General features: G+C 38.7%; 31 protein-coding genes. 8 read left to right on the top strand and 23 right to left on the bottom strand.

Annotated features, from left to right (window positions below):
* Positions 1 to 184: 184 nt before the first annotated feature.
* A complete protein-coding gene (locus tag BG04_RS18490; protein ID WP_034653415.1) occupies positions 185 to 1,270 on the bottom strand; it encodes a CotH kinase family protein in 1,086 nt (361 codons plus the stop codon).
* A 171-nt stretch (positions 1,271 to 1,441) separates the two neighbouring features.
* On the opposite strand from BG04_RS18490, the gene BG04_RS29095 reads away from it, so the two are divergent.
* Complete coding sequence (locus tag BG04_RS29095; RefSeq protein ID WP_052490705.1) at positions 1,442 to 2,041, top strand: CotG/ExsB N-terminal domain-containing protein; 600 nt, start codon at positions 1,442 to 1,444, stop codon at positions 2,039 to 2,041.
* 144 nt (positions 2,042 to 2,185) lie between these two features.
* Positions 2,186 to 2,332 carry a hypothetical protein gene (locus BG04_RS31030; protein WP_016763466.1) on the top strand — a complete coding sequence of 49 codons (147 nt, stop codon included), beginning with the start codon at positions 2,186 to 2,188 and terminating at the stop codon, positions 2,330 to 2,332.
* Between the two features lie 31 nt (positions 2,333 to 2,363).
* Here BG04_RS31030 and BG04_RS18480 read toward each other — a convergent pair whose 3' ends face one another.
* A complete protein-coding gene (locus BG04_RS18480) occupies positions 2,364 to 2,777 on the bottom strand; it encodes a YppG family protein (RefSeq protein ID WP_013056116.1) in 414 nt (137 codons plus the stop codon).
* A gap of 229 nt (positions 2,778 to 3,006) precedes the next feature.
* Between BG04_RS18480 and yppF the strand changes: the two genes are divergently transcribed.
* From yppF to BG04_RS31025, 3 genes are all read left to right on the top strand, one after another.
* Positions 3,007 to 3,150 carry a YppF family protein gene (yppF, locus tag BG04_RS18475; RefSeq protein WP_370511564.1) on the top strand — a complete coding sequence of 48 codons (144 nt, stop codon included), beginning with the start codon at positions 3,007 to 3,009 and terminating at the stop codon, positions 3,148 to 3,150.
* On the top strand, positions 3,125 to 3,202 hold the full coding sequence (locus BG04_RS31845) for a hypothetical protein (RefSeq protein ID WP_370511580.1): 78 nt from the start codon (positions 3,125 to 3,127) through the stop codon (positions 3,200 to 3,202). Before yppF ends, BG04_RS31845 begins: the two co-directional genes overlap by 26 nt.
* Before the next feature lie 125 nt (positions 3,203 to 3,327).
* Entirely contained in the window at positions 3,328 to 3,498 is a 171-nt protein-coding gene (locus tag BG04_RS31025; RefSeq protein WP_013082336.1) for a hypothetical protein, read from the top strand.
* 275 nt (positions 3,499 to 3,773) lie between these two features.
* Here BG04_RS31025 and BG04_RS18470 read toward each other — a convergent pair whose 3' ends face one another.
* Both BG04_RS18470 and BG04_RS18465 read right to left on the bottom strand, forming a co-directional pair.
* Positions 3,774 to 4,124 (bottom strand): YppE family protein, encoded by a 351-nt coding sequence (locus tag BG04_RS18470; protein ID WP_034653420.1) that lies wholly within the window; start codon positions 4,122 to 4,124, stop codon positions 3,774 to 3,776.
* 45 nt (positions 4,125 to 4,169) lie between these two features.
* Positions 4,170 to 4,424 (bottom strand): hypothetical protein, encoded by a 255-nt coding sequence (locus BG04_RS18465; protein ID WP_013056112.1) that lies wholly within the window; start codon positions 4,422 to 4,424, stop codon positions 4,170 to 4,172.
* Positions 4,425 to 4,651: 227 nt separating this feature from the next.
* On the opposite strand from BG04_RS18465, the gene BG04_RS31840 reads away from it, so the two are divergent.
* The gene (locus BG04_RS31840; RefSeq protein WP_016763465.1) at positions 4,652 to 4,753 is read left to right on the top strand and encodes a hypothetical protein; all 102 of its coding nucleotides are present in this window, start codon (positions 4,652 to 4,654) and stop codon (positions 4,751 to 4,753) included.
* 11 nt (positions 4,754 to 4,764) lie between these two features.
* Here the strand turns inward: BG04_RS31840 and BG04_RS18460 are convergent, their stop codons facing one another.
* Positions 4,765 to 5,760 (bottom strand): DUF2515 family protein, encoded by a 996-nt coding sequence (locus tag BG04_RS18460; RefSeq protein ID WP_034653422.1) that lies wholly within the window; start codon positions 5,758 to 5,760, stop codon positions 4,765 to 4,767.
* A gap of 73 nt (positions 5,761 to 5,833) precedes the next feature.
* Here BG04_RS18460 and recU point away from each other — a divergent pair, with 73 nt between their 5' ends.
* Together recU and BG04_RS18450 are read left to right on the top strand one after the other, a co-directional pair.
* Positions 5,834 to 6,433 (top strand): Holliday junction resolvase RecU, encoded by a 600-nt coding sequence (recU, locus tag BG04_RS18455; protein ID WP_014460963.1) that lies wholly within the window; start codon positions 5,834 to 5,836, stop codon positions 6,431 to 6,433.
* Between the two features lie 63 nt (positions 6,434 to 6,496).
* Positions 6,497 to 9,331 carry a transglycosylase domain-containing protein gene (locus BG04_RS18450; protein WP_034653424.1) on the top strand — a complete coding sequence of 945 codons (2,835 nt, stop codon included), beginning with the start codon at positions 6,497 to 6,499 and terminating at the stop codon, positions 9,329 to 9,331.
* 35 nt (positions 9,332 to 9,366) lie between these two features.
* Here BG04_RS18450 and BG04_RS18445 read toward each other — a convergent pair whose 3' ends face one another.
* The 18 genes from BG04_RS18445 to dapB all read right to left on the bottom strand — a co-directional run bounded on the left by BG04_RS18445 (position 9,367) and on the right by dapB (position 26,810).
* Complete coding sequence (locus tag BG04_RS18445; RefSeq protein ID WP_034653426.1) at positions 9,367 to 9,858, bottom strand: YpoC family protein; 492 nt, start codon at positions 9,856 to 9,858, stop codon at positions 9,367 to 9,369.
* A complete protein-coding gene (nth, locus tag BG04_RS18440) occupies positions 9,845 to 10,516 on the bottom strand; it encodes an endonuclease III (RefSeq protein WP_034653428.1) in 672 nt (223 codons plus the stop codon). The genes BG04_RS18445 and nth overlap by 14 nt, the downstream gene beginning before the upstream one ends.
* A 140-nt stretch (positions 10,517 to 10,656) precedes the next feature.
* On the bottom strand, positions 10,657 to 11,364 hold the full coding sequence (locus BG04_RS18435; protein ID WP_016763459.1) for a DnaD domain-containing protein: 708 nt from the start codon (positions 11,362 to 11,364) through the stop codon (positions 10,657 to 10,659).
* 336 nt (positions 11,365 to 11,700) lie between these two features.
* A complete protein-coding gene (gene asnS / locus BG04_RS18430) occupies positions 11,701 to 12,993 on the bottom strand; it encodes an asparagine--tRNA ligase (protein WP_013082328.1) in 1,293 nt (430 codons plus the stop codon).
* A 157-nt stretch (positions 12,994 to 13,150) separates the two neighbouring features.
* Positions 13,151 to 14,335, bottom strand: a complete 1,185-nt coding sequence (locus BG04_RS18425) for a pyridoxal phosphate-dependent aminotransferase (RefSeq protein ID WP_013082327.1) — start codon at positions 14,333 to 14,335, stop codon at positions 13,151 to 13,153.
* A 133-nt stretch (positions 14,336 to 14,468) separates the two neighbouring features.
* Positions 14,469 to 14,957, bottom strand: a complete 489-nt coding sequence (locus tag BG04_RS18420; RefSeq protein ID WP_013056103.1) for a cell wall elongation regulator TseB-like domain-containing protein — start codon at positions 14,955 to 14,957, stop codon at positions 14,469 to 14,471.
* An 11-nt stretch (positions 14,958 to 14,968) separates the two neighbouring features.
* Positions 14,969 to 15,139, bottom strand: coding sequence for a YpmA family protein (locus BG04_RS29855; RefSeq protein WP_013056102.1), 171 nt, complete (start codon positions 15,137 to 15,139; stop codon positions 14,969 to 14,971).
* A 188-nt stretch (positions 15,140 to 15,327) separates the two neighbouring features.
* Positions 15,328 to 16,125: a ComEC/Rec2 family competence protein gene (locus tag BG04_RS18415; RefSeq protein WP_034653432.1), complete on the bottom strand. Its 798-nt coding sequence runs from the start codon at positions 16,123 to 16,125 to the stop codon at positions 15,328 to 15,330.
* Between the two features lie 88 nt (positions 16,126 to 16,213).
* Positions 16,214 to 19,015 carry an ATP-dependent DNA helicase DinG gene (gene dinG / locus BG04_RS18410; RefSeq protein ID WP_034653434.1) on the bottom strand — a complete coding sequence of 934 codons (2,802 nt, stop codon included), beginning with the start codon at positions 19,013 to 19,015 and terminating at the stop codon, positions 16,214 to 16,216.
* A 202-nt stretch (positions 19,016 to 19,217) separates the two neighbouring features.
* Positions 19,218 to 19,601, bottom strand: a complete 384-nt coding sequence (gene panD, locus BG04_RS18405; protein WP_013056099.1) for an aspartate 1-decarboxylase — start codon at positions 19,599 to 19,601, stop codon at positions 19,218 to 19,220.
* A complete protein-coding gene (panC, locus tag BG04_RS18400) occupies positions 19,602 to 20,459 on the bottom strand; it encodes a pantoate--beta-alanine ligase (RefSeq protein ID WP_034653436.1) in 858 nt (285 codons plus the stop codon).
* A gap of 1 nt (position 20,460) precedes the next feature.
* Positions 20,461 to 21,294 (bottom strand): 3-methyl-2-oxobutanoate hydroxymethyltransferase, encoded by an 834-nt coding sequence (gene panB, locus BG04_RS18395; RefSeq protein ID WP_034653438.1) that lies wholly within the window; start codon positions 21,292 to 21,294, stop codon positions 20,461 to 20,463.
* Positions 21,295 to 21,566: 272 nt separating this feature from the next.
* A complete protein-coding gene (locus BG04_RS18390; protein ID WP_016763453.1) occupies positions 21,567 to 22,556 on the bottom strand; it encodes a bifunctional biotin--[acetyl-CoA-carboxylase] synthetase/biotin operon repressor in 990 nt (329 codons plus the stop codon).
* Positions 22,541 to 23,734: a CCA tRNA nucleotidyltransferase gene (locus BG04_RS18385; RefSeq protein ID WP_034653440.1), complete on the bottom strand. Its 1,194-nt coding sequence runs from the start codon at positions 23,732 to 23,734 to the stop codon at positions 22,541 to 22,543. Before BG04_RS18385 ends, BG04_RS18390 begins: the two co-directional genes overlap by 16 nt.
* A gap of 15 nt (positions 23,735 to 23,749) precedes the next feature.
* The gene (gene bshA, locus BG04_RS18380) at positions 23,750 to 24,877 is read right to left on the bottom strand and encodes an N-acetyl-alpha-D-glucosaminyl L-malate synthase BshA (protein WP_034653442.1); all 1,128 of its coding nucleotides are present in this window, start codon (positions 24,875 to 24,877) and stop codon (positions 23,750 to 23,752) included.
* A complete protein-coding gene (bshB1, locus tag BG04_RS18375) occupies positions 24,878 to 25,588 on the bottom strand; it encodes a bacillithiol biosynthesis deacetylase BshB1 (RefSeq protein ID WP_016763451.1) in 711 nt (236 codons plus the stop codon).
* 10 nt (positions 25,589 to 25,598) lie between these two features.
* On the bottom strand, positions 25,599 to 25,997 hold the full coding sequence (gene mgsA, locus BG04_RS18370; protein ID WP_013056092.1) for a methylglyoxal synthase: 399 nt from the start codon (positions 25,995 to 25,997) through the stop codon (positions 25,599 to 25,601).
* Between the two features lie 12 nt (positions 25,998 to 26,009).
* On the bottom strand, positions 26,010 to 26,810 hold the full coding sequence (dapB, locus tag BG04_RS18365) for a 4-hydroxy-tetrahydrodipicolinate reductase (RefSeq protein WP_034653444.1): 801 nt from the start codon (positions 26,808 to 26,810) through the stop codon (positions 26,010 to 26,012).
* Between the last annotated feature and the right edge of the window lie 13 nt (positions 26,811 to 26,823).

Raw genomic sequence — 26,823 nt, 5'->3', positions numbered from 1 at the left:
TTGATTTTGCCCTTGTTCTTGGCCATAGTAATAGTTACTCATTGTTTTTCCTCCTTATTAGTTATCCTTATTGGTCATTCATACTGTATATATACGTATCATGTACAGCTATTGATTTCCTGCATTTGCCTATTATTAACAAAATCCACTGTTGCCTATAAATTGCCTATAAATCTATCTCTTTTTAAAGAGTCAAAAGGTTATTTTCAATATACGCTGTTCGTTCTTTTATAAAAGACAGCATAAATTCCGGTTCTTTGTAAAATTGTTCCAAGTTATCTTTTACGTAAGGATCTTTTAATACATAAGGAGCAATATACTCATGCAGTTGATAAATGATTGGTTTCATGTATTCTATTGTAAATTGATTATTTAGAACATTGTTCATTTTTTGAATATATTGCTTTTTAATGCTGTTCACGGCCAGTAAGCGAGCTGTAAGCGTATTAAATCCTTGTGCGCGGACATAGTCTCCTTCCATTACTTTTCCATTTACATCCCTTCCCCATGTTGCATCATAATCCCATGGGATCAGTTCAAAGCGCCCGCTTTCATGATTTAGATAGAGAGCATAGTTATGGACAAAACCGTCGTAATTCTGCATACAAATAATACCGACTAACCAAGATAAGTAGCGGTCGACGTTCAGGTACTTCTCAATATTCTGTTCGAATTCCGTATTTGTCCACGTATTAAGATTAAATATAAACTTTTCTAATTTTTCCTCATCCCCTTCTCTTACTGCTTTATCTTCATATCCAGATAACAAAGTTGTTTTCGGCCTTTTATCCAAATCGCTCATTAAAGAAAAATTCGCATCTCCGTCCACTGCATAAAATATGGATCCATCCGCTAAATTTCTTTTTTTCAAAAATAGTTCGTCTACCGATTCGAGCTGAAGATATATTCCTTCATTTTTCCCATTAATCTTAAGGGTGACAAACTGAGAATGCGGAGATAAAACGTCCAGAGAAGAGAAAAAATCGAGGGACAATTTGTTGCGCATAAGCGATGGATCTTTGTATTCAGCGTTTAGGTGTATTTCTTTGGCTCGCTGAAATATTTTTGGAGAATAAAATTCAATATAATATGACTTTTTTTTCATCTTCCGAATGTGGGAGCCTCTTAGCAGCAAATCAATATCGTAGCGTTTTTTGTTAAACTTCATCGTTGCCTGAATCGCTTCTTCTGACCAAATATCTCTTTGCATTTCCTTTAAATCTTTTACATTCACAAACAGAGCGTATTGAGGGATTTCTTTTTGCTTCATTATTCGACCACCTTTCTTCAATTATTAAAGTATATGAAGGGTAAATTCTCCATGATACCCCACCGCATCAACTATTTGCGCAAACTCCACTTTTGACTCATATCAAGGACAAGCATCAGTGCGTATTCTATTAATGCAAGACCTAGTCCAATTGACAAGGAGGTTTTTGTATTGCATATTACACCTGAAAAAATTAAAGAGGCTGCTGAAGCCCTGGAATGTACAGAACTGAAATCTTTTATGTTTCAAGAGCCAACTGCCGGTCCACTAACAAAGCCGCGTCGCTCTTCTCGTAGCACTGGCCGCTCTCGTCGTTCTACTCGTCGTTCTTCTCGTCGTTCTACTCGTCGTTCTACTCGCCGCTCTCGTCGTTCTTCTCGCCGCTCTCGTCGTTCTTCTCGCCGCTCTCGTCGTTCTACTCGTCGTTCTTCTCGTCGTTCTACTCGTCGTTCTACTCGCCGCTCTCGTCGTTCTTCTCGCCGCTCTCGTCGTTCTTCTCGCCGCTCTCGTCGTTCTTCTCGCCGCTCTCGTCGTTCTTCTCGCCGCTCTCGTCGTTCTTCTCGCCGCTCTCGTCGTTCTTCTCGCCGCTCTCGTCGTTCTTCTCGCCGCTCTCGTCGTTCTACTCGCCGTTCTCGTCGTTCTACTCGCCGTTCTCGTCGTTCTACTCGTCGTTCACGTCGTTCTACTCGTCGTTCACGTCGTTCTACTCGTCGTTCACGTCGTTCTACTCGTCGTTCACGTCGTTCTACTCGTCGTTCACGCCGCTCTTAATTTCTCTAAACACTCATCTTTATTGCAAAAAAAAGCCGAAGAACCATGAGTGTCTTCGGCGTTTTTTTCCACTTATAGTAGGGCACATTTGGAAATATACTAAGATGGGATGTTATTCATTTTACATAGAGAAGGAGAGGTTTTATGAAAAAAAGCAAGCATCAAATTTCAACTTCATCAACAACAGATGTCGAAGAAGTCAAACGTTTAAATGCTCAGTCTGGATTAACTTACAATGAAGTATTTACACTTCTTGGAGAAACCTATTTGAAAAATCAAAAGAAAAAATAATAAGCAGGGACTAGAAAACACCTTCTAGTCCTTATACTTTGAAAATCCCGGAAAACCCTTTAACTAGGGATGTTAATTGGTTCATGGCTCCCATCATCTGCCCCGCAGTATTCATCATCTTGTTCATATCGTAATTGCCATCACTCGATTTAAACTGAGACATTAATGACTGAAATTGAGAAGGCTGAGGCTTTTGTTGCTGAGCTTTAGGGTATGGATTAAAAGGCGCACCTGCATTATTGTACATGGGCTGCTGGTACATTCCGTTCATGTAGGGAATTTGCTGAGGCCCAAAAGGCATTTGTTGCTGAGCGTACGGATGTTGCGGCATATAAGCTTCCGTCCATGGCTGCTGATGATACTGCGGAAATGGATGTACCTGACTTAAATCAAAACGTTCTGGTTGATGTTGCTCATAATACGGATAATGCTTACTTGTATACATGCAAAATCAATACCTCCTTTTTAATATTACATAATATATAGTATGTATGCAGAAATAAGAGGTGACGTTCGTCTACTTGTACTTTTGGAAAACACATTCAAAAATATGTAGGTTTCTGTCGAAAGTTTAAATTTTTCAAAAAAACGAGATTATTTAAATATATGGTACGATAAGAACAAGTGATACTACGATACGTAGTGGCACAAATGGGGATTAGGAGGGAATTTACATGTATGTGAACGAACTTCAAGAAGCTTTTATTGCGGTGAAACAGTATGAGCCGCAGTCAAGTAATGAATTACTCGATTTTGCTCAGCAGCAGTATTTAAAAGGTTTTTTTAACTCCTATGAATTACAAAGCCGCTGTACGTGAACTCGAACAAATTGGAGCTACTAAGCCCGATTTTAGTGCACAAGATGATTAATTTTTTTACTACCACCGAGAAATCGGTGGTTTCTTTGTTTCCTATAAAGTGGACACATACTTCTTTTTTGACTTGTTTATACTATAAAAGCTTTAACGTAGTATTCAATAAAGGAGGTCTATCTCATGAGTCGTGGAAAACATTTTGATCATAAAAAGCAAGGCCAAAGTGCAGCAACTAAAACAAATAACGCCGTTGCTTCTAAACATACTGAAAAAGTTGATTATCATATCGATACAGTCGCTTCACAAGATCACCCAGCTGTTTCTATCCAATCTCAAAAAGACTTTGATTGATATGATAAAAAGAGGCTGGGACATAACAAAATGAAGCCAATCTTGAGACGAACAAATGGGATACATGAGCTGAACCGCTTATGACACCGCAGTTGATCTCCAATCAACTGCTAGAAGGAACAAAACAAATGAAACCTATGCTTCTCATCAAAAAAAACGAACTACGAATCAAAAGTTTTGATCGATAGTTCGTTTTTCATTTCGTGTAAAATACTTTTGTCACAATCTCATACATAGAAAATCCCCACCTTATAAGTCTCAACGGAAGGCCGGGATTAATTATTCAATATCGACTCGAGCACATACTTATTTGAGTGATACATCTTTTTAAATCGCTTTTCTCGCGTCTCGGGATAAAACGACTGTAGTACAACGTTTTGTAAATTTTCTTTTAACGTCTCTATTTGATTAACATGAATATATTTTGGTCGCTCTTTCTTCAGCCATTCCGTTACGAGACTAGCCCATTCATCAAGTTCTTTGAAGAAAATATCTCCATAAGGCTTTACTTCTTCAAAAAATTTCACTTCATAATTTTCTTCCTGTTGAATAGACGCTAATCGTTCTACAGCTACTTCATTATATTGAAACATGATCTCCGTACTTTTTTTCACATCTTCATTCATCGTTATTCGTCACCTCTACGATGACTATTGTAACATAAACAGTCTTTATACTGTATGAAGAACCATTTCTCTTCGGCTTCTATTCCATTCTGTTTCGGAAGGCATGCTTTCATACACAGCTACTTCAATTTCTTGCAGTGATTGGTCAATGCGATGAACTTGTTCCATATATGTTTCTTCACAATGTGTAAATGCTTCATTTATAGATGTAGACATCGTTTTATCCACTAAATCTACTTGCTCTAGTAAGCTATCTAATAAAGTCATCATTTCGCTTGTTTTAACCATACTTTGTTTCATCGCCATCCCTCCAAATTTTCCTTTGCATAACGTATTCTCTCTTTTCTTCATTGTCCCTTCACACATGACAAAACTAGTTTCTATTCGTCAAAGAAAGATGTTTTCGACATTTTCGTTTATGGTGAATCGAAAGTGAACATATTGAAAACACTAGTATAGACATTTCAGCTAAGCAGATACATTCCGCTGCTGAACGTTTATTACAACATGATAGGAGGTGCCTAGATATGGCCAACAAACAGCAAAAATCACAGCCTAAAAATAAGCCTGAAACAAAAACCTACGGTGATCCTAAAAAGTTAAACGGTCCTAACCAGCCTTCTACTTAAGAACAAAACGGTCACTTGTGACCGTTTTTATTTACATTAAATACTTGCGCTACTTTCATTAATATATACAGCTGCTTTTGCTTTTGAAGATACCACTTTGTAAAATGAACTTTCTTTGGAAAAGACGGCTTTTTCATAAGCTTTTGCTCCTCTTTTTTCGTTAAAAACCACTTTTCTCTCTTCCTTTCATGATGTCTAATAGCCGGATACACCTTTCGAAGAGCAGGTGTACAGCAACTGATTTCATTCACAAAATACTGCTCATAATCGTATCTCGAACCCGTATGCTTTGTTTTCAAAGAAAATTCATAAAACAAGGGATAATACTTTTCATGAAATAATAAAGCCGCTAATTTCTTTCCCAAATCAATCCGATTATTTACTTTTGTAAAATCATGAACAGAACAACCGTATAGCTCCCCTTTTGTAGTAGGAAAAAGGACGGAACTAAAGTGGAATATATCTTGAAAAAAAAACAGCGTAGTTTTAAACACTCTATCTTGATAAAAAGGCTGTTCAATAACGGGCTGTTGAATAACATGCTGCTCATTCACAATTAACGCATGAATAAGCTGCAGTTCACAAGGTCTCTGCATAAATTGTCTCCACTGCTCTTCGATAAAAGATGAAACATTTAAATAGGGAAGTAAATGAACGTAAGAGACATGTTTTTTACGCGAAACAGCATACAATAGTAATTGCGGGAAGACATCTTTAAAAATAAGCCAATTTGCTCTTTCATACGTCAAAAATAATAAATCGCGCGTTTGCTTTGATAACGCTTTTTTCATGTTTTTCCCTTGCAAATCACACATATTCCATCCTGCGTTTCGTGACACCATACTTGCGAGAAATGCCCACTTTACTTCAGGATATCTATGATAAAAAGTTGCATAAGCCTGGGTTCTTGATATATTATCAATATTCAGCTTGTCTGTGGTTTTTTTAATCGCCGTCAACAGCGCTTGTTCCGAACTATTGAGTGACATCTCTTCATCTTCTTTCATCTATTTTTATTTGTAGGATTTGGTATAATAGAATTTGTTTGTTTAATAGATTTACACTAAAGGAGTGATGGTTATGATTCGCTATCCTAACGGAAAGGCCTATAAGCCATTGAATACCAGCAGTCCTTCCCCTAAAAAGCTAGAAGCTAGCTATAGCAATCGTGGTATGACGCTGGAGGACGATTTAAACGAAACAAACGAATACTATGTTTCAAAAGGAATAGCCATTGTTCACAAAAAACCAACCCCTGTTCAAATTGTAAAAGTAGACTATCCGAAGAGAAGTGCCGCTGTTATTAAGGAAGCTTATTTTAAACAGGCTTCTACTACAGACTATAATGGAGTCTATAAAGGAAAACACCTTGACTTTGAAGCAAAAGAAACGAGAAATAAAACCTCATTTCCGCTGCGTAATTTTCATGAACATCAAATTGAACATATGAAGCAAATTGTGAAACAAAACGGGATTTGTTTCGTTATATTAATGTTCTCTACTTTACAAGAAATATACTTGTTCGAAGCACAGTTCCTTTTTCCTTATTGGGATGCCATGAAAAAAGATGGACGAAAATCAATCCCTAAGGCAGATATTGAAAAAAAAGGACATTTCATCGAACTTGGTTACCATCCGAGAATCGATTACATAAAAACTATAGATAAATTATACTTTTAAGAGTATGATATATATGTTTACGGAAATCATTCTCTTACAATGCGTTGAAAGGTAGGAGTTTTTATGTCAGATAATTATCGCTCTCGTGAAGAACGACGAAGAGCTATGAATGACAACAAACCAGAAGGTAAATCTCAAGGAAAACCGAAAAAGAAGAAAAAAGGAGGCCTATTTCGTAAAATTGTTGCCGCAGTTTTACTAATAGGAATCATCGGGCTCATTGCCGGAGTGGGAACTTTTTTTGCTATGATAAGCGATGCTCCAAAAGTTGATGACTCGGTATTAAAAAACTCTTTTTCATCTAAAGTATATGCAAACGATGGAAAGACAGTTGTAAAAGAAATTGGAGCTCAAAAACGTACATATGTGCAATACGATGAAATCCCTCAAGTCGTCAAAAACGCATTTATCGCTACGGAAGACGTTCGTTTTTATAAACATCACGGCGTCGACTTTTACCGAATTGGCGGAGCATTAATGGCGAACTTTAAAAACGGCTTCGGTGCTGAGGGCGGTAGCACGATTACTCAGCAAGTGGTAAAGAATTCGTTCTTATCACCAAAGAAGACGGTTAAACGTAAAGTACAAGAAATGTGGTTAGCTTACCAGCTTGAGCGTAAATATTCCAAGCAACAAATTCTTGAAATGTATTTAAACAAAATATATTTCGCATCAGGTGAAGTATACGGTATTGAACGAGCAGCTGAGAAATTTTACGGAGTTAAAAGCGTAAAAGATTTAACTCTTGATGAAGCTGCTATGTTGGCAGGCTTACCAAAAGCGCCAACTACTTATAACCCAGTTACAAACCCAGAGAATGCTACTAAACGCCGTAACACAGTATTAAACTTAATGGCTAAAAACGGCTTCATTACACAAGCCGAGGCCGACAAAGCAAAACAAGTAGATGTACAGGCTCACTTAGCTAAACAAACTGAATCAACATCTAAGTACGATGTATTTATTGATCAAGTAATCGAAGAAGTAAAAAAGAAAACAGACGCGGATCCATTTTCTGCGGGCTTAGAAATTTATACAACGCTTGACACTAATGCTCAGGACTATGTGGATGATGTGATGAATAACAAAGTAGTCAACTTCCCGAACGATAAATTCCAAGCAGGTCTTGTCGTTGTAGATAATGAAACAGGCGGTATTCAAGCAATTGGAGGCGGACGTAATCGTGTATCAGGCGGCTTAAACTTTGCAACAAATATGAGACGCCAGCCCGGCTCAACCATTAAGCCGATCTTAGATTACGGTCCAGCGATTGAGAACTTAAAGTGGTCCACTGGACAACCGCTAAAAGATGAAGAATATCATTATTCAAACGGCACGCCAATCCGAAACTTCGGACGAAACTATAAAGGCTGGGTTTCAGCGCGTGAAGCATTAGGACGTTCACTGAATATCCCTGCTTTAAAAGCGTTTCAAGCAACCGGTGCGGACAAAGCAAAAGAGTTCGCTACGGGCCTTGGGCTAAAATTAGACGAAGAAGACGGCGAAGCTTATTCTGAATCTTATTCTATCGGAGGATTCCGTACAGGTGTTACACCGCTGCAAATGGCTGGAGCCTATAGCGCTTTTGCAAATGAAGGTATGTACAATGCACCTCATACAGTGACAAAGGTAAAATTCCCAGATGGAACAGAAATTGATTTAACACCAAAATCAAAACGCGCAATGCAAGATTACACGGCATTTATGATGACGGACATGATGAAATCTGTTGTAAACGAATCATATGGTACAGCTCGTGCTGTTCGTACACCAGGATTAGAAATTGCGGGTAAAACGGGAACTTCGAACTTTAGTGCTGCAGAAAAACAACGATACAACATTCCAGACGCTGGTGAAAAAGACGTTTGGTTTAATGGGTTTACGCCAAACTATACGATTTCTGTATGGACAGGCTATGAAACTGCTAAAGATGGCTATATTTTAAGTCCTAATGAAACAGGCATGGCAAAAAATATCTTTAAGCATGTTATTACTCATATTTCTGAAGGCAAACCTAAAGGAAGTTTCAAGCAGCCGGACAGCGTAGTTGAACGTTCCGTGGAAAAACCAACGGGCAAAGACTTAAAACGCCCAAGCGGCTCTACTCCTTCGAGCTTAATTACTAAAGAATACTTTGTACGCGGTACTGCACCGACAAAAGTATCTCAAACGTTTGTGAAGAAAGAAAAAGAAGAAAAGAAAGAAGAGAAAAAAGAGGACAAAAAAGAGAAAAAAGACAATAAAGACAATAAAGATGTGAAGCCAAAAATTACTGCTTCGTATAGCGGAGGAGCAATTTCAGTTAACTGGTCAGCTTCAAACGCAGCCAGTGATACGACCTTTACAGTCACAATGTCATCTCCTAACGGTTCTGAACAACTCGCATCTGGCGCAGGAGCCGGTGGAAAAACAATTTCCAACCCAGCACCAGGCGCAACGTATAGTTTCACCGTAACAACAAATACGGGCGAAAGCGCTAGTTCTTCTGTAAAAGTCCCTGATTCATCAGATCAAGCTACCGAAGATGATTCTACTAAGCCTGAAGATGACGGAACAACGGACGATAATCAAAATGAAGACAATAGCAACCCTGATCAAAACAACGGCTCTGATCAAGGTGACGATTCATCTACTCAGCCGGATGATAACCAAAACAACAATAATGGCAGCAATAACGGCGGTAACAATAGCGGCAATACCGATAATAACAATAATGATAGCGGCAATGCTAACGATGGTAACAGCGGCAACAACAGTAATAACGGAGGCACAACAACTCCTCCAGCAGACAACGGTGGAAGTGACTCAGGAAGTCAGACACCACCAACAACCCCTGCTACACCATCGACGCCGTCAACATCTGCTACACCGCAGCAAGAGCCAACAACTGAAAATTAACGTAGCAGTAAAAAGCCCCTACACGTGTAGGGGCTTTATTTCTTGTGAAGAATAAGCATTTTTGCATACTGCTTACGCAGCTCATTAAATAACTCTGTCAGCTGAATATACGCTTGATAAGAAGAAACTCGCTGCAGCAAAAACACAAGTCTCTCAGCACAGTTAATAGGCTTATAGGTTAGGTCCGCTATATCTTCTTGCAGCCGATTTAAACGCCGAACGGGCTGTCCGTTAATCCAAAACAGTAAACTAATATACATAGCAGCAGCTTGTTTCATACAAGGGGCTGCTTCTTTTGCTTTTCGCAGAGAAAAAAGCGTATGCAGTTCTTCCCTTTGAGTTTCCCACTTTTCAAAAAATGGCCGTATATTCTTTTGAACATCCCTCCAGGGTGTTTTCGTTTCTTTATGTACATCGTATAAAATATCATAAGCAAAATAATTTTTTCCACCCACTTCAAGAATCCGATCTTCTTTTGAATAGAATGGTTCGCATATGAAATGTGACGGCACTTCAATCGGTAACATCTATCTTCTTCTCTTTTCCTTTCATTCGTTTCTTTCCTTCTCGGCAAAGATCAAGAACCGGGCAGACATGACATTGAGGAGACTGTGCCTTACAGTGATAGCGTCCAAAAAAGATAAGTCGATGATGCGTAACTGACCATTCATCTTTCGGAACTTTTCTCATTAGCGTTTTTTCTACTTCCAAAACAGAATCTTTCCACCTGCAAATCCCAAGGCGTTTACTTACACGTTCTACATGCGTATCTACTGCTATTGACGGTACTCCAAAAGCTACGGATACAACAACATTAGCCGTCTTACGCCCTACTCCTGGAAGATTGGTCAGCTCATCACGATCTGTTGGAACTTCTCCTCCATACTCATCAATGAGCATACGGCAGAGCTTTTGAATATTTTTAGCTTTGTTTCTATATAAGCCGATTGATCTAATATCTTGCTGCAGCTCTTCTAACGAAACGGCTAAATAGTCTTCGGGCGTTTGATATTTTTTGAATAAATCCGCTGTTACGCGGTTGACTAGAGCATCTGTGCACTGAGCAGATAGCGCCACAGCAATGACTAAATCAAAGGGATTCCGATGATTTAACTCACAGTGGGCGTCAGGAAACATTTCCGCCATAGCATCTAGGCACTGTCTGATTTGTTTTAACGTTAACATACTAGTTCTCCTTCTCCTTACAGGTAGTTCCCTCCTATTTTACAATAGGGTTCCTGTCAAATGCTACTTTTGTCCATATTCTTTTAAAAAAGCTGCTTCAAGATTCAATTACTTGGATCTTGAAACAGCTTTTTATCCTGTCATTGCTCTAGCCAGTTAAAAAAAGGAATGGCTGATGTAGACTGAGAAGGGTTAACAGAAGATAGTTTTTTGGGCTGTTGATTTTGACGAAATTTTTGGCTATGCTTGCGGGCTTGATCAATGGTCTGAATACCATTTTTCTTCCATTCAAATAAAATCCGATCAATATACCGGAAGTTTAATTTTCCAGACATCACCGACTCTCTTAGTGCCGCTTTAATAATAATAGGATCATGATGATCTTGATCAATCCACATCGCTAGCGTTTCGCATTCAAACGGAGACAATGCTCTGCCGAACTCTTTTTCAAACATTGTATATAAATTAAGCTCTTCTTGTTCTTCTTCACTTTTTTCTACTTCTCTTGTTTCTTGCATCATATGATGAATAAGCTTTTCCCAAAGCGGTTTTAATGAATAACGTTCACAAATAAGGGCGTTTTGCTGTTGATCTTGCTCAATAGATAAAAAGCCGCGCTGAATTAATGCTCGCAGCGTATCCATACAGACAGCACTTGAAATACTCATTTTTGCCGCCAATTCGTTAGGTGTCGGGAAACCTTCACCGCCTTCAATGGAAACATAAATATGCATTAACGTCATGAATTCCGTTTCGTTCATTCCCAAATCGCTATAGTGATTAAACAGCAGCTTCGGAATTGAAACTGTGCCTTGTTCAAACCATTCAATTAACGTTTCTTTTTTCATATCCGAACACCTCAGTAGTTAGTATATCATGAAGTTTATAGTCAAAGTAATAATTATTCGAAGCTAAAAAAGCTTCTATGTAAAACTTTCCGCTGAAACCGTACCATTGCTCTGCACATATAAAATATATATGAACGATGACTTCCTTCCAAGAATATTACACTAACTTATTTTTTCGAGAATTGCAACTCCCTTTTAAGTTAGGCTCTTTTCTATGTTTGCCTTTGTTTTCTTATGATATAAGTAAAAGCCTCGTTTTTCTTTTCTTTTTATGATTCATAAAAAAAGCTAAAAAAGTATCCTGACTACAAGAGTCAGAATACTTTTTTCACTTCCTTACGGGTATAGACGGTTTAATAAGCGTGGGAATGGAATCGTTTCACGAACGTGTTCTACGCCGCTAATCCATGCTACCGTACGCTCAAGGCCTAAACCAAATCCTGAATGTGGAACTGAGCCATACTTACGAAGCTCTAAATACCACTTATACGTTTCAGTATCTAATTTGTGCTCTTCTACACGCTGAGCTAAAAGCTCTTGATCATGAATACGTTCAGAGCCTCCAATGATTTCTCCGTAGCCTTCTGGTGCGATTAAGTCTGCGCATAATACTACGTCTTCATTTGTTGGATCTGGCTGCATATAAAATGGTTTTAATGACGTTGGATAGTGTGTAATGAATACCGGCTTGTCATAGCTTTCTGCGATAGCCGTTTCATGCGGTGCTCCAAAGTCATCTCCCCACTGAATGTCTGTAAATCCTTTTTCATGTAAGAATTTAAGAGCGTCATCGTACGAAATACGAGGGAATGGCGCTTTAATTTGTTCTAACTTAGATGTATCACGGCCTAGTACATTTAACTCTAACTTACAGTTTGTTAAAACAGACTGTACGACATGAGACACATACTCTTCCTGTACTTTCAAGTTATCTTCGAATTGGTAGAAAGCCATCTCTGGTTCAATCATCCAAAACTCAATTAAATGACGGCGTGTTTTAGATTTTTCAGCACGGAACGTTGGACCGAATGAAAATACTTTTCCAAGCGCCATTGCCGCTGCTTCCATATAAAGCTGTCCACTTTGAGAAAGATATGCATCTTCGTCAAAATATTTCGTGTGGAATAATTCTGTTGTTCCTTCAGGAGCACTTCCTGTTAGGATTGGCGGATCTACTTTTGTAAACCCGTTTTCGTTAAAGAATTCATACGTTGCACGAATAATTTCGTTACGAACCTTCATAACAGCATGTTGACGTTTAGAACGCAGCCATAAATGACGGTTATCCATTAAGAACTCTGTTCCATGTTCTTTTGGCGTAATTGGATAATCAACAGCTTCATGAATAACTTCAAGGCTTGTAACTGTTAATTCATAGCCAAACGGTGAGCGCTCATCTTCACGTACTATACCTGTTACATATAGTGATGATTCTTGCGTCATAGATTTAGCTAATTTAAAAGTTTCTTCTTCTACTTCAGCTTTTACAACTACCCCTTGCATAAATCCTGATCCATCGCGCAGCTGTAAAAAGGCAATTTTACCACTTGAACGTTTATTCGCTAACCAAGCACCAATTGTTACTTCTTTTCCTACATGCTTGCTTGCTTCTGAAATCGTAATTTTCACGATTAATATCCCTCCAAAAAACTTACATTTCGTAATTATGTATGCCATCCTATTATACATTTCGACAAACATAATAACAAGTAACAAACAAAAAGAGCCTTCTAACACGTGTGATTTGTGCTAAAAGACTCTTTTGTTTCTACCTATTGTTATTTTTTTATTTCATGTGACGAGTCATGAATGATTGAATTCGTTCCAATGCCTTTTCTAGCAAATCTAGTGATGTAGCATAAGAAAGACGTACGTTTTCTGGTGAACCGAATCCTGATCCAGGCACTAGCGCTACCTTCTCTTCTTCTAAAATAGCTTCTACCCATGCATCAACTGTATCAAAACCAGTTAACTTTGCAGCTTCAATTGCATTAGGGAATAAGTAGAAAGCACCCTGTGGTTTTAAGCATGAGAACCCTGGAATGTTAATCAACTTTTCATGAATTACGTTTAGACGCTCTTCAAAAGCTTGTCGCATCATTTCCACCGGCTCCTGAGTGCCGTTATAAGCAGCAATTGTTGCATATTGAGCAATAGATGTTGGATTTGACGTGCTGTGACTCGCTAGGTTTGTCATCGCTTTAATAACTGTAGCATCACCAGCTGCATATCCAATACGCCAGCCCGTCATGGAATGTGACTTAGAAACACCGTTAATGATAATTGTTTTTTCTTTTAACGCTGGTGAAAGCTGTGCAATCGATACATGTTCATTTTGACCATATACAAGCTTTTCATAAATTTCATCTGATACGATAAAAATATCGTGCTTCAAGCAAACTTCTCCTAAAGCTTGAAGCTCTTCTCTTGTGTAAATCATACCTGTTGGGTTGCTTGGTGAATTGATAATAACAGCTTTGGTTTTAGCAGTAATAGCCGCTTCTAATTGTTCAGGTGTGATTTTAAATTCGTTATTTTCAGAACCTTCAACGAATACTGGTGTACCTTCTGCTAACTTTACTTGCTCAGGATAACTCACCCAGTAAGGAGTTGGGATAATCACTTCGTCACCTTCGTCTAACAGAACTTGAAATAACGTATACAGTGCGTGCTTAGCACCTGTACAAACAATAATTTCAGAAGGTGAATACGTCAGGCCTTGGTCGCGTTTGAATTTTTCAATTACCGCTTCTTTTAATGGTGCAAGGCCGCCTGCTGGCGTATATTTTGTCTGACCATCATTCATTGCTGTAACAGCCGCTTCTAAAATGTGCTGCGGCGTATTAAAATCAGGTTCCCCTGCTCCAAGTCCAATCACATCATGACCAGCCGCTTTCAATTCTTTCGCTTTTGCTGTAATCGCTAATGTTGATGATGGCGTTAATGCTGATACACGTTTTGCTAACTTCACTAAAATCTCCCCCTATGAACTAAAGCTATAATCAGCCCGCGGGCTGATTATAGATAAAAAATTGGCTTCATTTTCATAAAGCGCTGAAATCTTATATTATGACACATATGGTATTTCATATGGTATAAACGATTTATGATTGAGATAAGCTGTATCGTTTTATAAATTCACCGCTAGAGAAATCAAGATAATAGTATGTTAAATGTTTCTTATCTTTATCCACATATGTTACTTCCCACAGCGGCTTTTTATTTTCAATGCCTAGGCGCACCGACTTAATTTCCTGCGGGTTTTTATCATTTTTCACAATGGAAATGGCTTTCTCTTTTGTGATCCCGCTGCTTGCTTTCTTTAAAACAGCTGTTTGTTTTTTGCTTTTAGGCATCCAAGCAATTACCTTTTGATTGCTTCGGTTTGTACCTTCTACTACATAAAATGCATGATTGCCGAAATATGGCTGGGTGCTTGTGACAGATTTCAAATTAAATTCTTTTTTTGCTTGGGATGCTGCTTTTTCCTCAGCAGACTGAACATCCTTAACGGACGAGTGATAAATGCTAAAAGAAATGCCTCCGATAATTAAAAGCACAGCAGCTACCGCTACAATAATTAACTTTTTCATAAAATCCCTACTTATGTACGATAAATTGTAAATACAGCTTTGCTTTGATCTTCTTCATCTAACGCTAATCCGAACATCAAATCTTGCTTTTTCAACGTGCGATTCAAACTATCAACAATTTTATATAAATCCGAGGAATTTTCCACGCGGACAGTTGATAATACTTCAATCCTACTTTCCATTGTAAACCTCCTAGCTCGTCTATCACGACGCAAAAATGACGATATCCGTATTATAACAGGTATCAAAAACCATCGTCATCTTTTTCACTCATCAATCCCGTCTGTACGTTTTGCGTAAAAACCGAATAAATAAGTAAACATATATAATATTATAAGGAATTTACCTCTTTTTGCAAAAGGAAATTTGTTTATTTTGCAGAAAATTTCATCACATCATAGGATTTTAGCGACATTTTAATAGAGTAAGCGCTCCCCTCTCTTACATCATATAACTCAATCCATTCAGCTGTTAAATTTGAAAGCAGTCGAGGGGAATAGGAACGGCCTGGTTTCGTAAACGCAACCGCAAGCTGTGTATCTAATTGCTTCAAAAATGCATTCGAAAAAAACGTTCCCTCTCCAAAATCAGGAATTTTCAATACATCTACATGGGTAAGAGGAATGCGTAAAAACTTTTCTTCTACTTCATCTGAGCTGCTCATTGCATATAGAATCCGATGTTCTCCGATCGTAAATAATAGATCCATAGCCGCTATTTTTTGCTTCGATGCATGCAAGACATCAACGTGTATATTATTTGTTAACTGAAATAAATCATTTTCTTTCCACTTCTCTGTTTGAAATTCCGCCTGGTACTGAGCGGGGACAATAATACGCTCTATATGATAATCATTCACAGCTCGCTGAACATTTGAATCATAGTACTTTTGCTGTTTCGTAATCACTAATTGGTTGATTTTTTTCACTTTATATCGCTTCAACCACTTCTTTAGCTCGGGATAGGAAGATGCATTCCCAGTATTTATCAAAATAGTCTCACCGCTTCCGTCTTGAATCAGACTCGCTTCTCCAGCTGAAAGAGGTAAAAAGGTGATCACTACTTCATCAACTTGTAAACCAAAATCTACGTTTTTAATGACGGCTGCTGAAACCGAACAGTTCATAAAACTAAAAAACAGTACGGCACTTATTAATATTTTAATCATACACTGTCCTCATTTGCTTATCATAGTATATTACTATCGTCTCTCAAGTGAAGAAACAGTATGCATAAAAAAAGACTTAAGCGTATGCTCAAGTCTTTTCATTCCACCATTCTTTGTAGTCCAGTAAGACATCCGAAAACGTTTTTTGAACAACCTGGACTTTTGGAAGTGAGTGAAGGAAATGATACCCATATGCTGTTCGCGTAATACGATTATCAAAAATAAATATAGCTCCTCGGTCACTTTTCGAACGAATCAACCGTCCAAATCCTTGTTTAAAACGGATAACGGCCTGAGGAAGTGAATAATTCATAAAAGGGCTTTTTCCTTCTTTTTTCATCTGCTCAAATTTAGCTGTCAGCAGAGGTTGATTTGGAGATGAAAAAGGAAGTCTGACAATTACGAGACATGATAATAAATCTCCTGGCAGATCAATTCCTTCCCACAGGCTATTTGTACCTAATAGAATGGAATGCTCAAACTGGCTGAAGTCCTTTAGCAGTCTATTACGATTTCTAGTTGTGACTCCTTGACCGAGCAGTACAAACTCTTCAAGATCGTTTAACTCTTTTAAATAACCATACGTAGCTTTCAACATGTCATATGAAGTAAAAAGCACCAGCATACGACCATTTGTTACTTTAGCTACGTCAAGAATACTTTCTGCCATCATAGCGCTATACTCATATAATGATACTTCGTTAACAGCAGGCATATCTTGAGGAATATAGACTCTAGCTTGCTTCTCATAATCAAACTCAGAAGGGAGAATGAGTTGAGCAGGCTGAAAGTCATATAACCCTAGCTCTTGAATTAAATAATCAAATGTTCCATTCACCGTCAATGTAGCCGATGTTAAAATAACGCTTTGTTTCTTGGCGAAAAATTCATCAGCCAGCGTATCGGCAATGGAAGTAGGCTGACTATAGATATACGTAGCATTCGCTGCTCCTTTTGGTTCAATCTCAAACCACGTTACGTGATGACTCTGCTGTTTGAACAAAAGCTTTTCTATTTGCTGAGATATGTGTTCAAATCCTTTAACAGCCGTTTGAAATTCATGAAGAGACGACTGTTCATTTTTTGTGACTTTGTCATATAGTTCGTCAAAAGAATGTCTTGCCCCATCATTCCATGTAAAAAGATCGTGAATTAAAAAACGAATGCGCGACGCTGCTTCTTGAATAGCCGTCCAGTAATGCCCATGCTCTTTTTCCACTTTATATCGATAGCTGCTTCTTCCAATCTCACCCTGCTGATTGCCGATTCTTTTTTGGACAAAAGAATGAATCAAACGAAATAAGTCATCGCACTCAGAATGAAGCTGCACAAACAGCCTTTGAAGAAATTCAGTGTTAAGCTCGATGCTATATTTTACAAACGTATGATGAATTTTTTTTAACAGCCCTTTGTCTTGAATGGTTCCGATTCGGTTTAATAGCGCATGAACCGCAAAATAATCTAAGCGCTCTCCCAGCTCTTCTCCGGCAATGTCTTCTAAGTGATGAGCCTCGTCAATAATAATCTGTTCATACTCAGGCAGCAGCTCATGATTACTCATCACATCCATCAACAGCAAGCGATGATTTGTCACTACTATATGGGCATTTTGCGCCCTGTTCTGCGCTCGTTCATAAAAAGAATAAAGTTTCCAAGGATGCTTAAAATCACTTGGAGACGGATTGCTTTCATTTAGCTGTTCCCAAAAAAGTTTGCCGCCAGAAGGCAGGTTTATTTCATCGCTGTCGCCCGTTTCCGTTTCCGTCAGCCAAATAAGCAGCTTCGCTTTTGTGAGGATTGCATCGTAATTATTATTGCGCTCTTTTAAGAGCTGAATAAACTTTCTTATACTAATGTAGTGTTCTCTTCCTTTTAAAACAGCTGCTGTAACAGGAAACGGAACAATCTTTTCTAGAATAGGTACATCTTTTTCGATGATTTGCTGCTGAAGCGTTACCGTGTTAGTTGAGATAATGACTGGTTGATGATGAACAGAAGCATAAAACACAGCAGGAACTAAATAAGCGTAGGTTTTACCAATACCGGTCCCGGCTTCAATTAAAGCATGCTCATTACCTGCAAAGCACTCTTGTACAAAGTTCATCATCTCCCACTGCCCTTTTCGTTCTTCAAACAATGGCAGAGCCTGATGGAACAGCTTTTGCTTTTCAGCTTCAAATATTTCGTAAGTATGAGAGTGCTGCTTTTCATTAGCTGAATGCGGCTGATATTTATTTAGCGCAATGCCATGTATAAATTCATAAGAATCATCCTCGGCATAACTTTTATCATCTATAACTTGTTGAATCAGTTCTCCAATTTCACTTTTAAAGTGCAAGCTTAGCGCATACAGCTGCTTTAAAGTTGTTAGAGGTAGCTTCTTTAATTTTTCAATTAGTAATAGTAAAATACGTGCCGTTACTTCTGCATCACTATCTGCTTGATGAGGGTTTTCATGTTCAATATGTAAATACTCAGCTAATTGGCTAAGTTTGTACCCATCAACTGTAGGCAGCAGAATCCGGGCCAGTTCGACGGTATCTACCGTTGAATTATAAAGCGTCTCCCTTCCGCACTGATAGAGTTCTTCTTGTAAAAAAGTTAAATCAAATGCCACATTATGTGCAACAAAATAAGCATCATCTAGCAATTCTATAATTTTAGGTGAAATTTCTTCAAATAAAGGCGCATCTTTCACCATATCATTTTGAATGTTAGTTAGTTGTGTAATAAAAGGCGGAATATCCATACCCGGATTTAAAAAACTAGAAAAACGTTCAACAATTTTGCCGTCTTCTACTATGACAGCAGCAAATTGAATCATTTTATCTCCTTGTTTTGGAGAATGTCCCGTCGTTTCAAGATCTACCACAACAAAGCGTTTATTCACGGTCAACACCTCGCAAGTCTGTCTTTTTATAGTATAAAGTGAAAGCCTGCTCTATATGCTTTAAAAGCGCAACTCCTTCTCGTGAAAAACAGAGAGGCTTTCATACATAGAAGTTTTACTTTAGTGTGTATAGAGGTTTATACCGTTCACTTACTAGCGTATGTATTCAAATAAAAATCCCCCTCATAAAGGGGGACTGTTCTTATAGAATTGTACCAGCTGGTTCTTGTTTAAGCAATTGTTGGATTTTATTCTGCTCATTCATAATCGCTACGGTTGGATGATGGTGAGCTACTTCTTCATTTGCTACGAGCGCATAAGAGATAATGATGATAATATCTCCAGGCTGCACGAGTCTTGCAGCAGCTCCATTTAAACAAACTACACCGCTCCCGCGTTCGCCGGGAATCACGTACGTTTCCAAGCGAGCTCCGTTATTATTGTTTACAATTTGGACTTTTTCATTTGCTGCGATTCCCACTGCGTCAATGATATCTTCATCAATGGTGATGCTCCCAACATAATTTAAGTTGGCTTCAGTTACATGAGCTCTGTGTATTTTGGCATTCATCATCGTGCGAAACATTTAGTTATCCCCCTGTACGTCTACAATTACATTATCAATTAAACGGGCTTTAGAGAATTGAACAGCTAAAGCAATAATGATTTTGCCAGCGGCTTGCTTAATCGTTTTTAGCTCTGGATACGTATAAACATCGATATAATCCACTTTACCGCTCGTATGTTGCTCAATTTCTTTTCGAATGGTCCCTTTAAGGATTTCTACATGCTTCTCTCCGCTTTCAAGAAGCTGCAGAGCGGTTTGTAAACTCTTAAATAAAACAGGTGCCTCTTCTCTTTCTTTATCTGTTAAATATACGTTACGAGAACTTTTAGCTAATCCGTCTGCTTCTCTCACCGTGTCTACTGCTCTAAGCTCCACGGGGAAATTAAAGTCTTCAATTAAGCCATCTACTACAGCAACTTGCTGCGCATCTTTTTTACCAAAGTATGCACGATCTGGAGTTACAATGTGAAAAAGCTTTGTTAGTACCGTAGCTACTCCATCGAAATGACCGGGGCGCTTCTGTCCACACAATACGTCTACACGATCTGTCACGGTTATAGCAACTGAACGGCTTGACTTATACATTTCCTCTACTGAAGGATAAAATAGATAGTCGACGTTAGCTTCTTTTGCCACGCGCTCATCACGTTCAAAATCTCTTGGATACGTATCAAAATCTTCATTTGGTCCAAATTGAGTCGGGTTCACAAAAATACTTAGCACCACTACTTCATTTTCTGTGCGAGCTGCTCCAAGCAAAGTAGCGTGGCCTTCATGCAAATAGCCCATCGTCGGGACAAATCCAATTGAATGTCCAAGCTGCTTTTCTTTTTTCATCTCCTGCTGCATGTCTTTAATTGTTGTAATGACTTTCATCTTATTTCCCTCCGTACAGTGCCGTTAACTGCTCTTCTTTCATTGAAAAAGTATGTGCTTCTTTCGGAAACTCTCTTTTTTTCACTTCACTTACATACTGTGAAAGCCCTTGTGAAATAGGCTCATTTATTTTCGCAAATGACTGAACAAATTTGGGCACACGCTCTACGCCGTACGTTAATATATCGTGGTATACAAGTACTTGACCATCCGTGTCAGCTCCTGCTCCGATTCCGATTGTAGGAATGCTTAAGCGTTCAGCTACTTGTTTTGCTACTTGTTTAGGAACACACTCTAATACAACAGCAATAGCTCCCGCCTGCTCACACTTGATCGCGTCTTGGATTAGCTGTTTTGCTTCTTTCGCTTCTTTCCCTTGCACTTTATAACCGCCCAGAACACCGACAGACTGAGGTGTTAACCCGAGATGTGCAACAACCGGAATACCAGCTTGCGTCAATTCTGAAATTGTATAGAGAACATCATTTGCTCCTTCTACTTTTAAAGCATGAGCTCCGCTTTCCTGCATAATGCGAGCAGCATTTCTCATCGTGTCTTCTTTCGACACGTGATAGGACATAAATGGCATGTCGGTGACGATAAATGTATCAGCAGCTCCTCTTTTAACCGCTTTTGTATGATGAATCATGTCATCTACCGTTACAGGAATCGTAGAGTCATATCCTAAAACGACCATTCCTAGAGAATCACCTACTAAAATCATGTCTACGCCTGCTTCCTCAGCGTACTTAGCTGACGGATAATCGTACGCGGTCAGCATCACAATTGGTTCATTGTTTTGTTTCATACGTAAAAAATCTAATTTTGTTTTCACTAACTTTCTCCTCCTTCTCAGAGGAGATGAGCGCACGTCTGCACACAAAAAGCCCTTCTACCTATAAAAGGAAGAAGGACTTTGACAGACTTCATCTATAAAAAGCACACTTTACCTAATGTGCTTACCTATGCGTCATCCCTCTGTCCTAGTCCTTAATGGATCAAGGCAGATTTATTGTCGTATTAAAAATAAACAAACGAGTATCAAGTGAAGTTCTTGCGATACTACCTTGATACTCGTATTATAATAAAAATTTCTTTATTTTTCTACTATTTTTTAGCAGAGAGCTCAATATCTGCAGAATGAATTCGGTGTATAACTCCTTCATCATCTTCAATCAATAAAACGCCTTCATCTGTTATGCCTTTTGCAAAGCCTTCAATGTTGGCTGTCATCGTGCGCGCTATAATTCGCTTGCCAATACTAATTGCATACGTTTCCCAAAGAACTTTAATTAAACCAAAGCCATTTTTTAGGTATTCTTCGTAAAGGGTTTCTAACTTTAAGAAAAACGCTTGCATCAAAGCTGCACGATTAATTTCTTCACCTTTTTCAATACGTAAAGATGTGGCAATGTGTTTGATTTGTTCATTAAAATCCGTTTCCTGCTGATTCACATTGATGCCGATTCCAATGATGACCGAATGAATCCGGTCAAAATCAGCCTGCATTTCTGTTAAAATCCCAACTAGCTTCTTCCCATTTAATAAAACATCATTAGGCCATTTAATGTCTGGAGAAAGGTTCGTCACTTCTTGAATGGCCTGTACAACAGCCACTGCTGATAGTAGAGTCAGCTGAGGAGCCTGCTGCGGTGGGATAGAAGGACGCAGTATAATACTCATCCAGGCACCAGTATATTTTGGGGAATACCACGCTCTATCAAGTCTTCCTCTCCCTGCCGTTTGCTCTTCAGCAACTACGACCGTTCCTTCTTTGGCTCCTTCTTGAGCAATTCGATGAGCAATCTTTTGAGTAGAATGCACGCTTTCCTCATAATGAATATACTGACCGATTTTTGTTGTTTGGAGCCCTAATAAAAGCTCGTTGCTGCTTACTTTGTTCGGCTTCCCAACAATACGATAGCCCTTTTTACGAACAGCTTCAAGTTCATAGCCCTCTTTTCGCAGCTCTTCGATATGCTTCCATACAGCTGTTCTTGAACAGCCTAATAAATCGCTGATCTTTTGGCCAGAGACATAGTCCCCATCTGCGTTCGTAAACATTTCAAGCAGCGTTCTTCTTATATCTGACTGCAAGACTGCACCCACTTTCTTATTGAAGATTTCGTGTTCATTAACTCATTGTATAGAACTTTCTCCTCAATTTCTTTTAACAGTTGAGACACCCATGGACCACCCTTTTTACCTGTCCACACTAAAAGATCTTGACCATTTATATCTAAATCTTTTAAAGAATGAATAGGCAGCTCGCTATAGATGTAAAGAAGCTCATGTTCATTCATATGCTCATTGCTTCGAAGAAGTTGTAAAATACGATTCACGCTTACGCTGGCCTGCTCTCCAATTGTATACATGATGCGTTTTGACCATCCATTTTCCAAAACGTCTCGAAGACCAATAGACTGAAGCTGAATATCTTTAATTTGCTTATTAGATAATTTCCAGCTTTTAAAAAATGCCTGCTTGTCTTGAATGTCGAGTAGATGTACCAGAAGTGTCCATGACTCCGATACTCGCTGAAGCATCATCCAATCGTGTGCACAAACAGATCGGAATTTTTGCGGATCTACATTCAATTGGGGCAAGTAGCGATATAGCTCCGTATCTGCTACAAGTGCTAATGCTAAAGACGGACGCTTTCCGCTCAGCATTTTTTCGAATTCCACTGTAATGCGTTCAATAGAAACATGCCTCAGCAGTTCACCGTATTGTTGAATGGCTCTTTTAGTTTGATCAGACAGCGAAAACGCCAGCTGACTGACAAAGCGAACGGCTCTCATCATACGAAGAGCATCTTCATGAAAGCGTTCTTTAGCATTTCCGACAGTACGAATTAACTGGTTTCGCAAATCTTCTCTTCCATTAAATGGATCAATGATTTCTCCTTTTGCATTCATAGCCATTGCATTGATTGTAAAATCGCGACGCTGCAAATCTTCTATCAGAGACGAAATAAACGTAACGGACGAGGGACGACGAAAATCATCATATTCTCCCTCAGAGCGAAAAGTGGTTACCTCATAGGTCTCGTCCTCATGGACAACGACAACCGTACCATGCTCGATTCCTACATGAATCGTCTTAGGAAAGAGTTCCATCACTTGTTCAGGCCTAGCTGACGTAGCGATATCAATATCTCCAATCGTCCGATTTAAAATGAGATCCCTAACCGCTCCTCCAACAAAATACGCTTCGTAACCGGCTGTCTCCAGTTTTTCAATAACATAAAGCGGATGAATGAACGGTTCTTTCATAACTTCCTCCATTCTTCAACCCTGTACCAATTTATAATAAAGTTTTTCATATTGACTCACAATCTCTGTTGAATGAAATTTATGATTAACTGCGCTTAGAGACGCTTCCCTCATTTGGTGATGCAGCTGTTCATTTTCAAGTAGCTGAATTGCTTTGCTCGCTGCGTCTTCGACGTCTCCCACTTCGCAAATATATCCTGTTTTTTCGTGTTCAATTACTTCAGGAATTCCGCCTATATTTGTTCCGATGCATGGAACACCACAGGCCATAGCTTCTAAAAGTACAAGCCCAAAGCTTTCTTTTTCAGACAATAACAGTTTTAAATCGCTAATCGAATATAATTCTGCTACATTTTCTTGTTTCCCAAGAAATAATACAGAATCTTGAAGATTTAGCTCTCTTACTAATTGAGACACAACCGTCATTTCAGGGCCGTCTCCTACAAGCAGCAGCTTAGACTGAAGCTTTTTATTAATAATAGCAAATGTTTTGACTATATCTGTAACTCGTTTGACTTGACGAAAGTTTGAAATATGAATAACGACTTTTTCATTTTCTAATATGCCATACTCCGCTTTTAAATACTGCACTTCTTTTTTATGATAAACTCGTTCATCAATAAAATTATACATCGTTTCAATTTCTTTATCTGGACTAATCAAATGGTGAGTTTGATCAACAAGTGACTGAGATACAGCCGTCACTGCATCTGATTTCTCAATTCCAAATTTAATTAAGTCTTTTAACGATGGATCCTCTCCTAGAACCGTAATGTCTGTCCCATGAAGAGTCGTCACAATTTTCACTTCGTGCTCCACCATTTGTTTAGCTAAAATCCCGCAAACGGCATGGGGGATTGCATAGTGCGTATGAATAATGTCAAGCTTTTCTCTTTTAGCCACTTCAGCCATTTTACTGGATAAAGCCAGATCATACGGAGGGTATTTAAAGACGGAGTACTGATTTACATCTACTTCGTGAAAATAAATATTTGGATATACTTTCGTCAATCTAAAAGGCATGCTAGAGGAAATAAAATGAATTTCGTGCCCTTTTTCAGCCAGCAGCTTCCCTAGCTCCGTTGCTACCACTCCTGAACCTCCAACGGAAGCATAACATGTAATACCAATTTTTAACTTCATTTATTTTCCACCTACTAAATCGTCGTACATCAAAATCGGTTTTTTAGATAAAAAACCTTCACCGTATGCTACCCCGACTTCTTTGCCAAATAATCGCTCTCTGCTCTCTACCGTTTCAATATATCCGTTTACCAGCGGCGTATCAAACGTATCTGCTGTTTTTATAAATTGACTTTCATAAGCCTCTAGACTAGCTACTTTCTTTTGAAACGTGCTTGATACATCTACGATAAAATCTGGCTTATGAAATCCATTTATCATATAGAAATAAAGAGACTCAGCACGATGAGCTTTTTGCTTTTTATAATCGATATAATTTTTAACGCCAGCGGAAAACATGGCCTCTTCTACAAGCTTTGCACAATTTCCATGATCAGGATGACGATCTTCAAAGTAAGGAGCAAATATAATCCTTGGTTGATACGTGCGAATGACTGATGCTATTTCAGCTATATACTCTGCCTTTAAAACCAAACCTCTGTCTGGTAAATGCAGATGAATTCGCTCATGAACACCTAAGACATCAGCAGCTTTAGACGCTTCTTGTTTTCGAATTTCAACCGTTCCATTTGAAGAAAGTTCAGCTTGCGTCAAATCGCAAATAACTACCTTCAAACCTTGTTCACTCATTCTTGCAATGGTTCCACCCATGCCGATTTCTACATCATCGGCATGAGCACCAAAGGCAAGGATATCTATTGTTTCTTTCATTATCTTCACCCTATTTTTTTATAATTGAACGCCAATGCAAATCGCCTCGTTCAAGTCCATGAATTAAAATCTCTGCTGTTCCCATATTCGTTGCAAGAGGAACCGCATAGACGTCACATAGGCGCATCAGAGCTGAAATGTCAGGTTCATGAGGCTGAGCTGTCAACGGATCTCGGAAAAAAATAACCATATCCATTTCATTTTGAGCAATTAAAGCTCCTATCTCCTGATCTCCTCCAAGCGGTCCTGATTGAAAGCGGTGAACCTTCAAACCTGTTGCTTCTGAAATACGCGTTCCTGTTGTTCCTGTTGCGAACAGCGAATGTTCCTGTAAAATCGCTTGATAGGCTGTTGTGAATTGTACCATATCATTTTTCTTTTTATCATGTGCAATTAAGGCGATTTTCATTTTTCTCGCTCCTTAGTCAATAATATTTTCTAATCCATATACAAGTGTGTCTACGTTCATAACTGTGTCAACAGCTAGCTTCACACCTGACATAAAAGAAGCACGGTTGTATGAATCATGACGGATTTTTAATGTTTGTTCAAATCCTCCGAACATCACTTCTTGGTGAGCAATCAGCCCTGGCAGGCGTACGCTATGTAGGCGGATTCCTTCATAATCTGCACCGCGCGCCCCTTCTAGCAATTCTTTTTCCTCAGGATGACCCTGTTTTTTTGCTTCACGAACTTCACTGATAAGCTCCGCTGTTTTTAAGCCTGTTCCTGATGGTGCATCTAACTTTTGATCGTGATGCATTTCAATAATTTCAACATCATCAAAGTACTTAGCTGCCATTTGTGAAAACTTCATCATTAAAATAGCGCCAATCGCAAAATTAGGTGCAATGATACAGCCAAGTTCCTTCTCTTCAGCAAGCTGCTGTAATTCTTTTAAATCTTCTTCTGAAAAGCCAGTTGTTCCTACAACAGGTCTTACTCCATATGTTAGGGCTGTTTTAGTATGAACGCGCCCAATTTCAGGTGTTGTCAAGTCAACTAAAACATCTGCCTTAACGTCTTGAAAACATTTTTCAATATCCGTGTAGATTGGTGCCTGTACATTTGGCATTCCTTCAATATCACTTATGTATTTTCCTTCATTGATACGATCTACCGCTGCTACTAATTCAAAATGCTCTGTTTCTTCTATTAATAATACAGCTTCTTTTCCCATACGACCTCTTGGTCCTGCAAGTACAATTCGAATTTTGTCCATTCTTTTTCTCTCC

This window comes from Priestia megaterium NBRC 15308 = ATCC 14581 (genome assembly GCF_000832985.1).
In the GTDB taxonomy this organism is placed as follows: domain Bacteria; phylum Bacillota; class Bacilli; order Bacillales; family Bacillaceae_H; genus Priestia; species Priestia megaterium.
The sequence above is the reverse complement of the archived record's forward strand: the minus strand, read 5'-3'. Positions and strand labels throughout refer to the sequence as shown.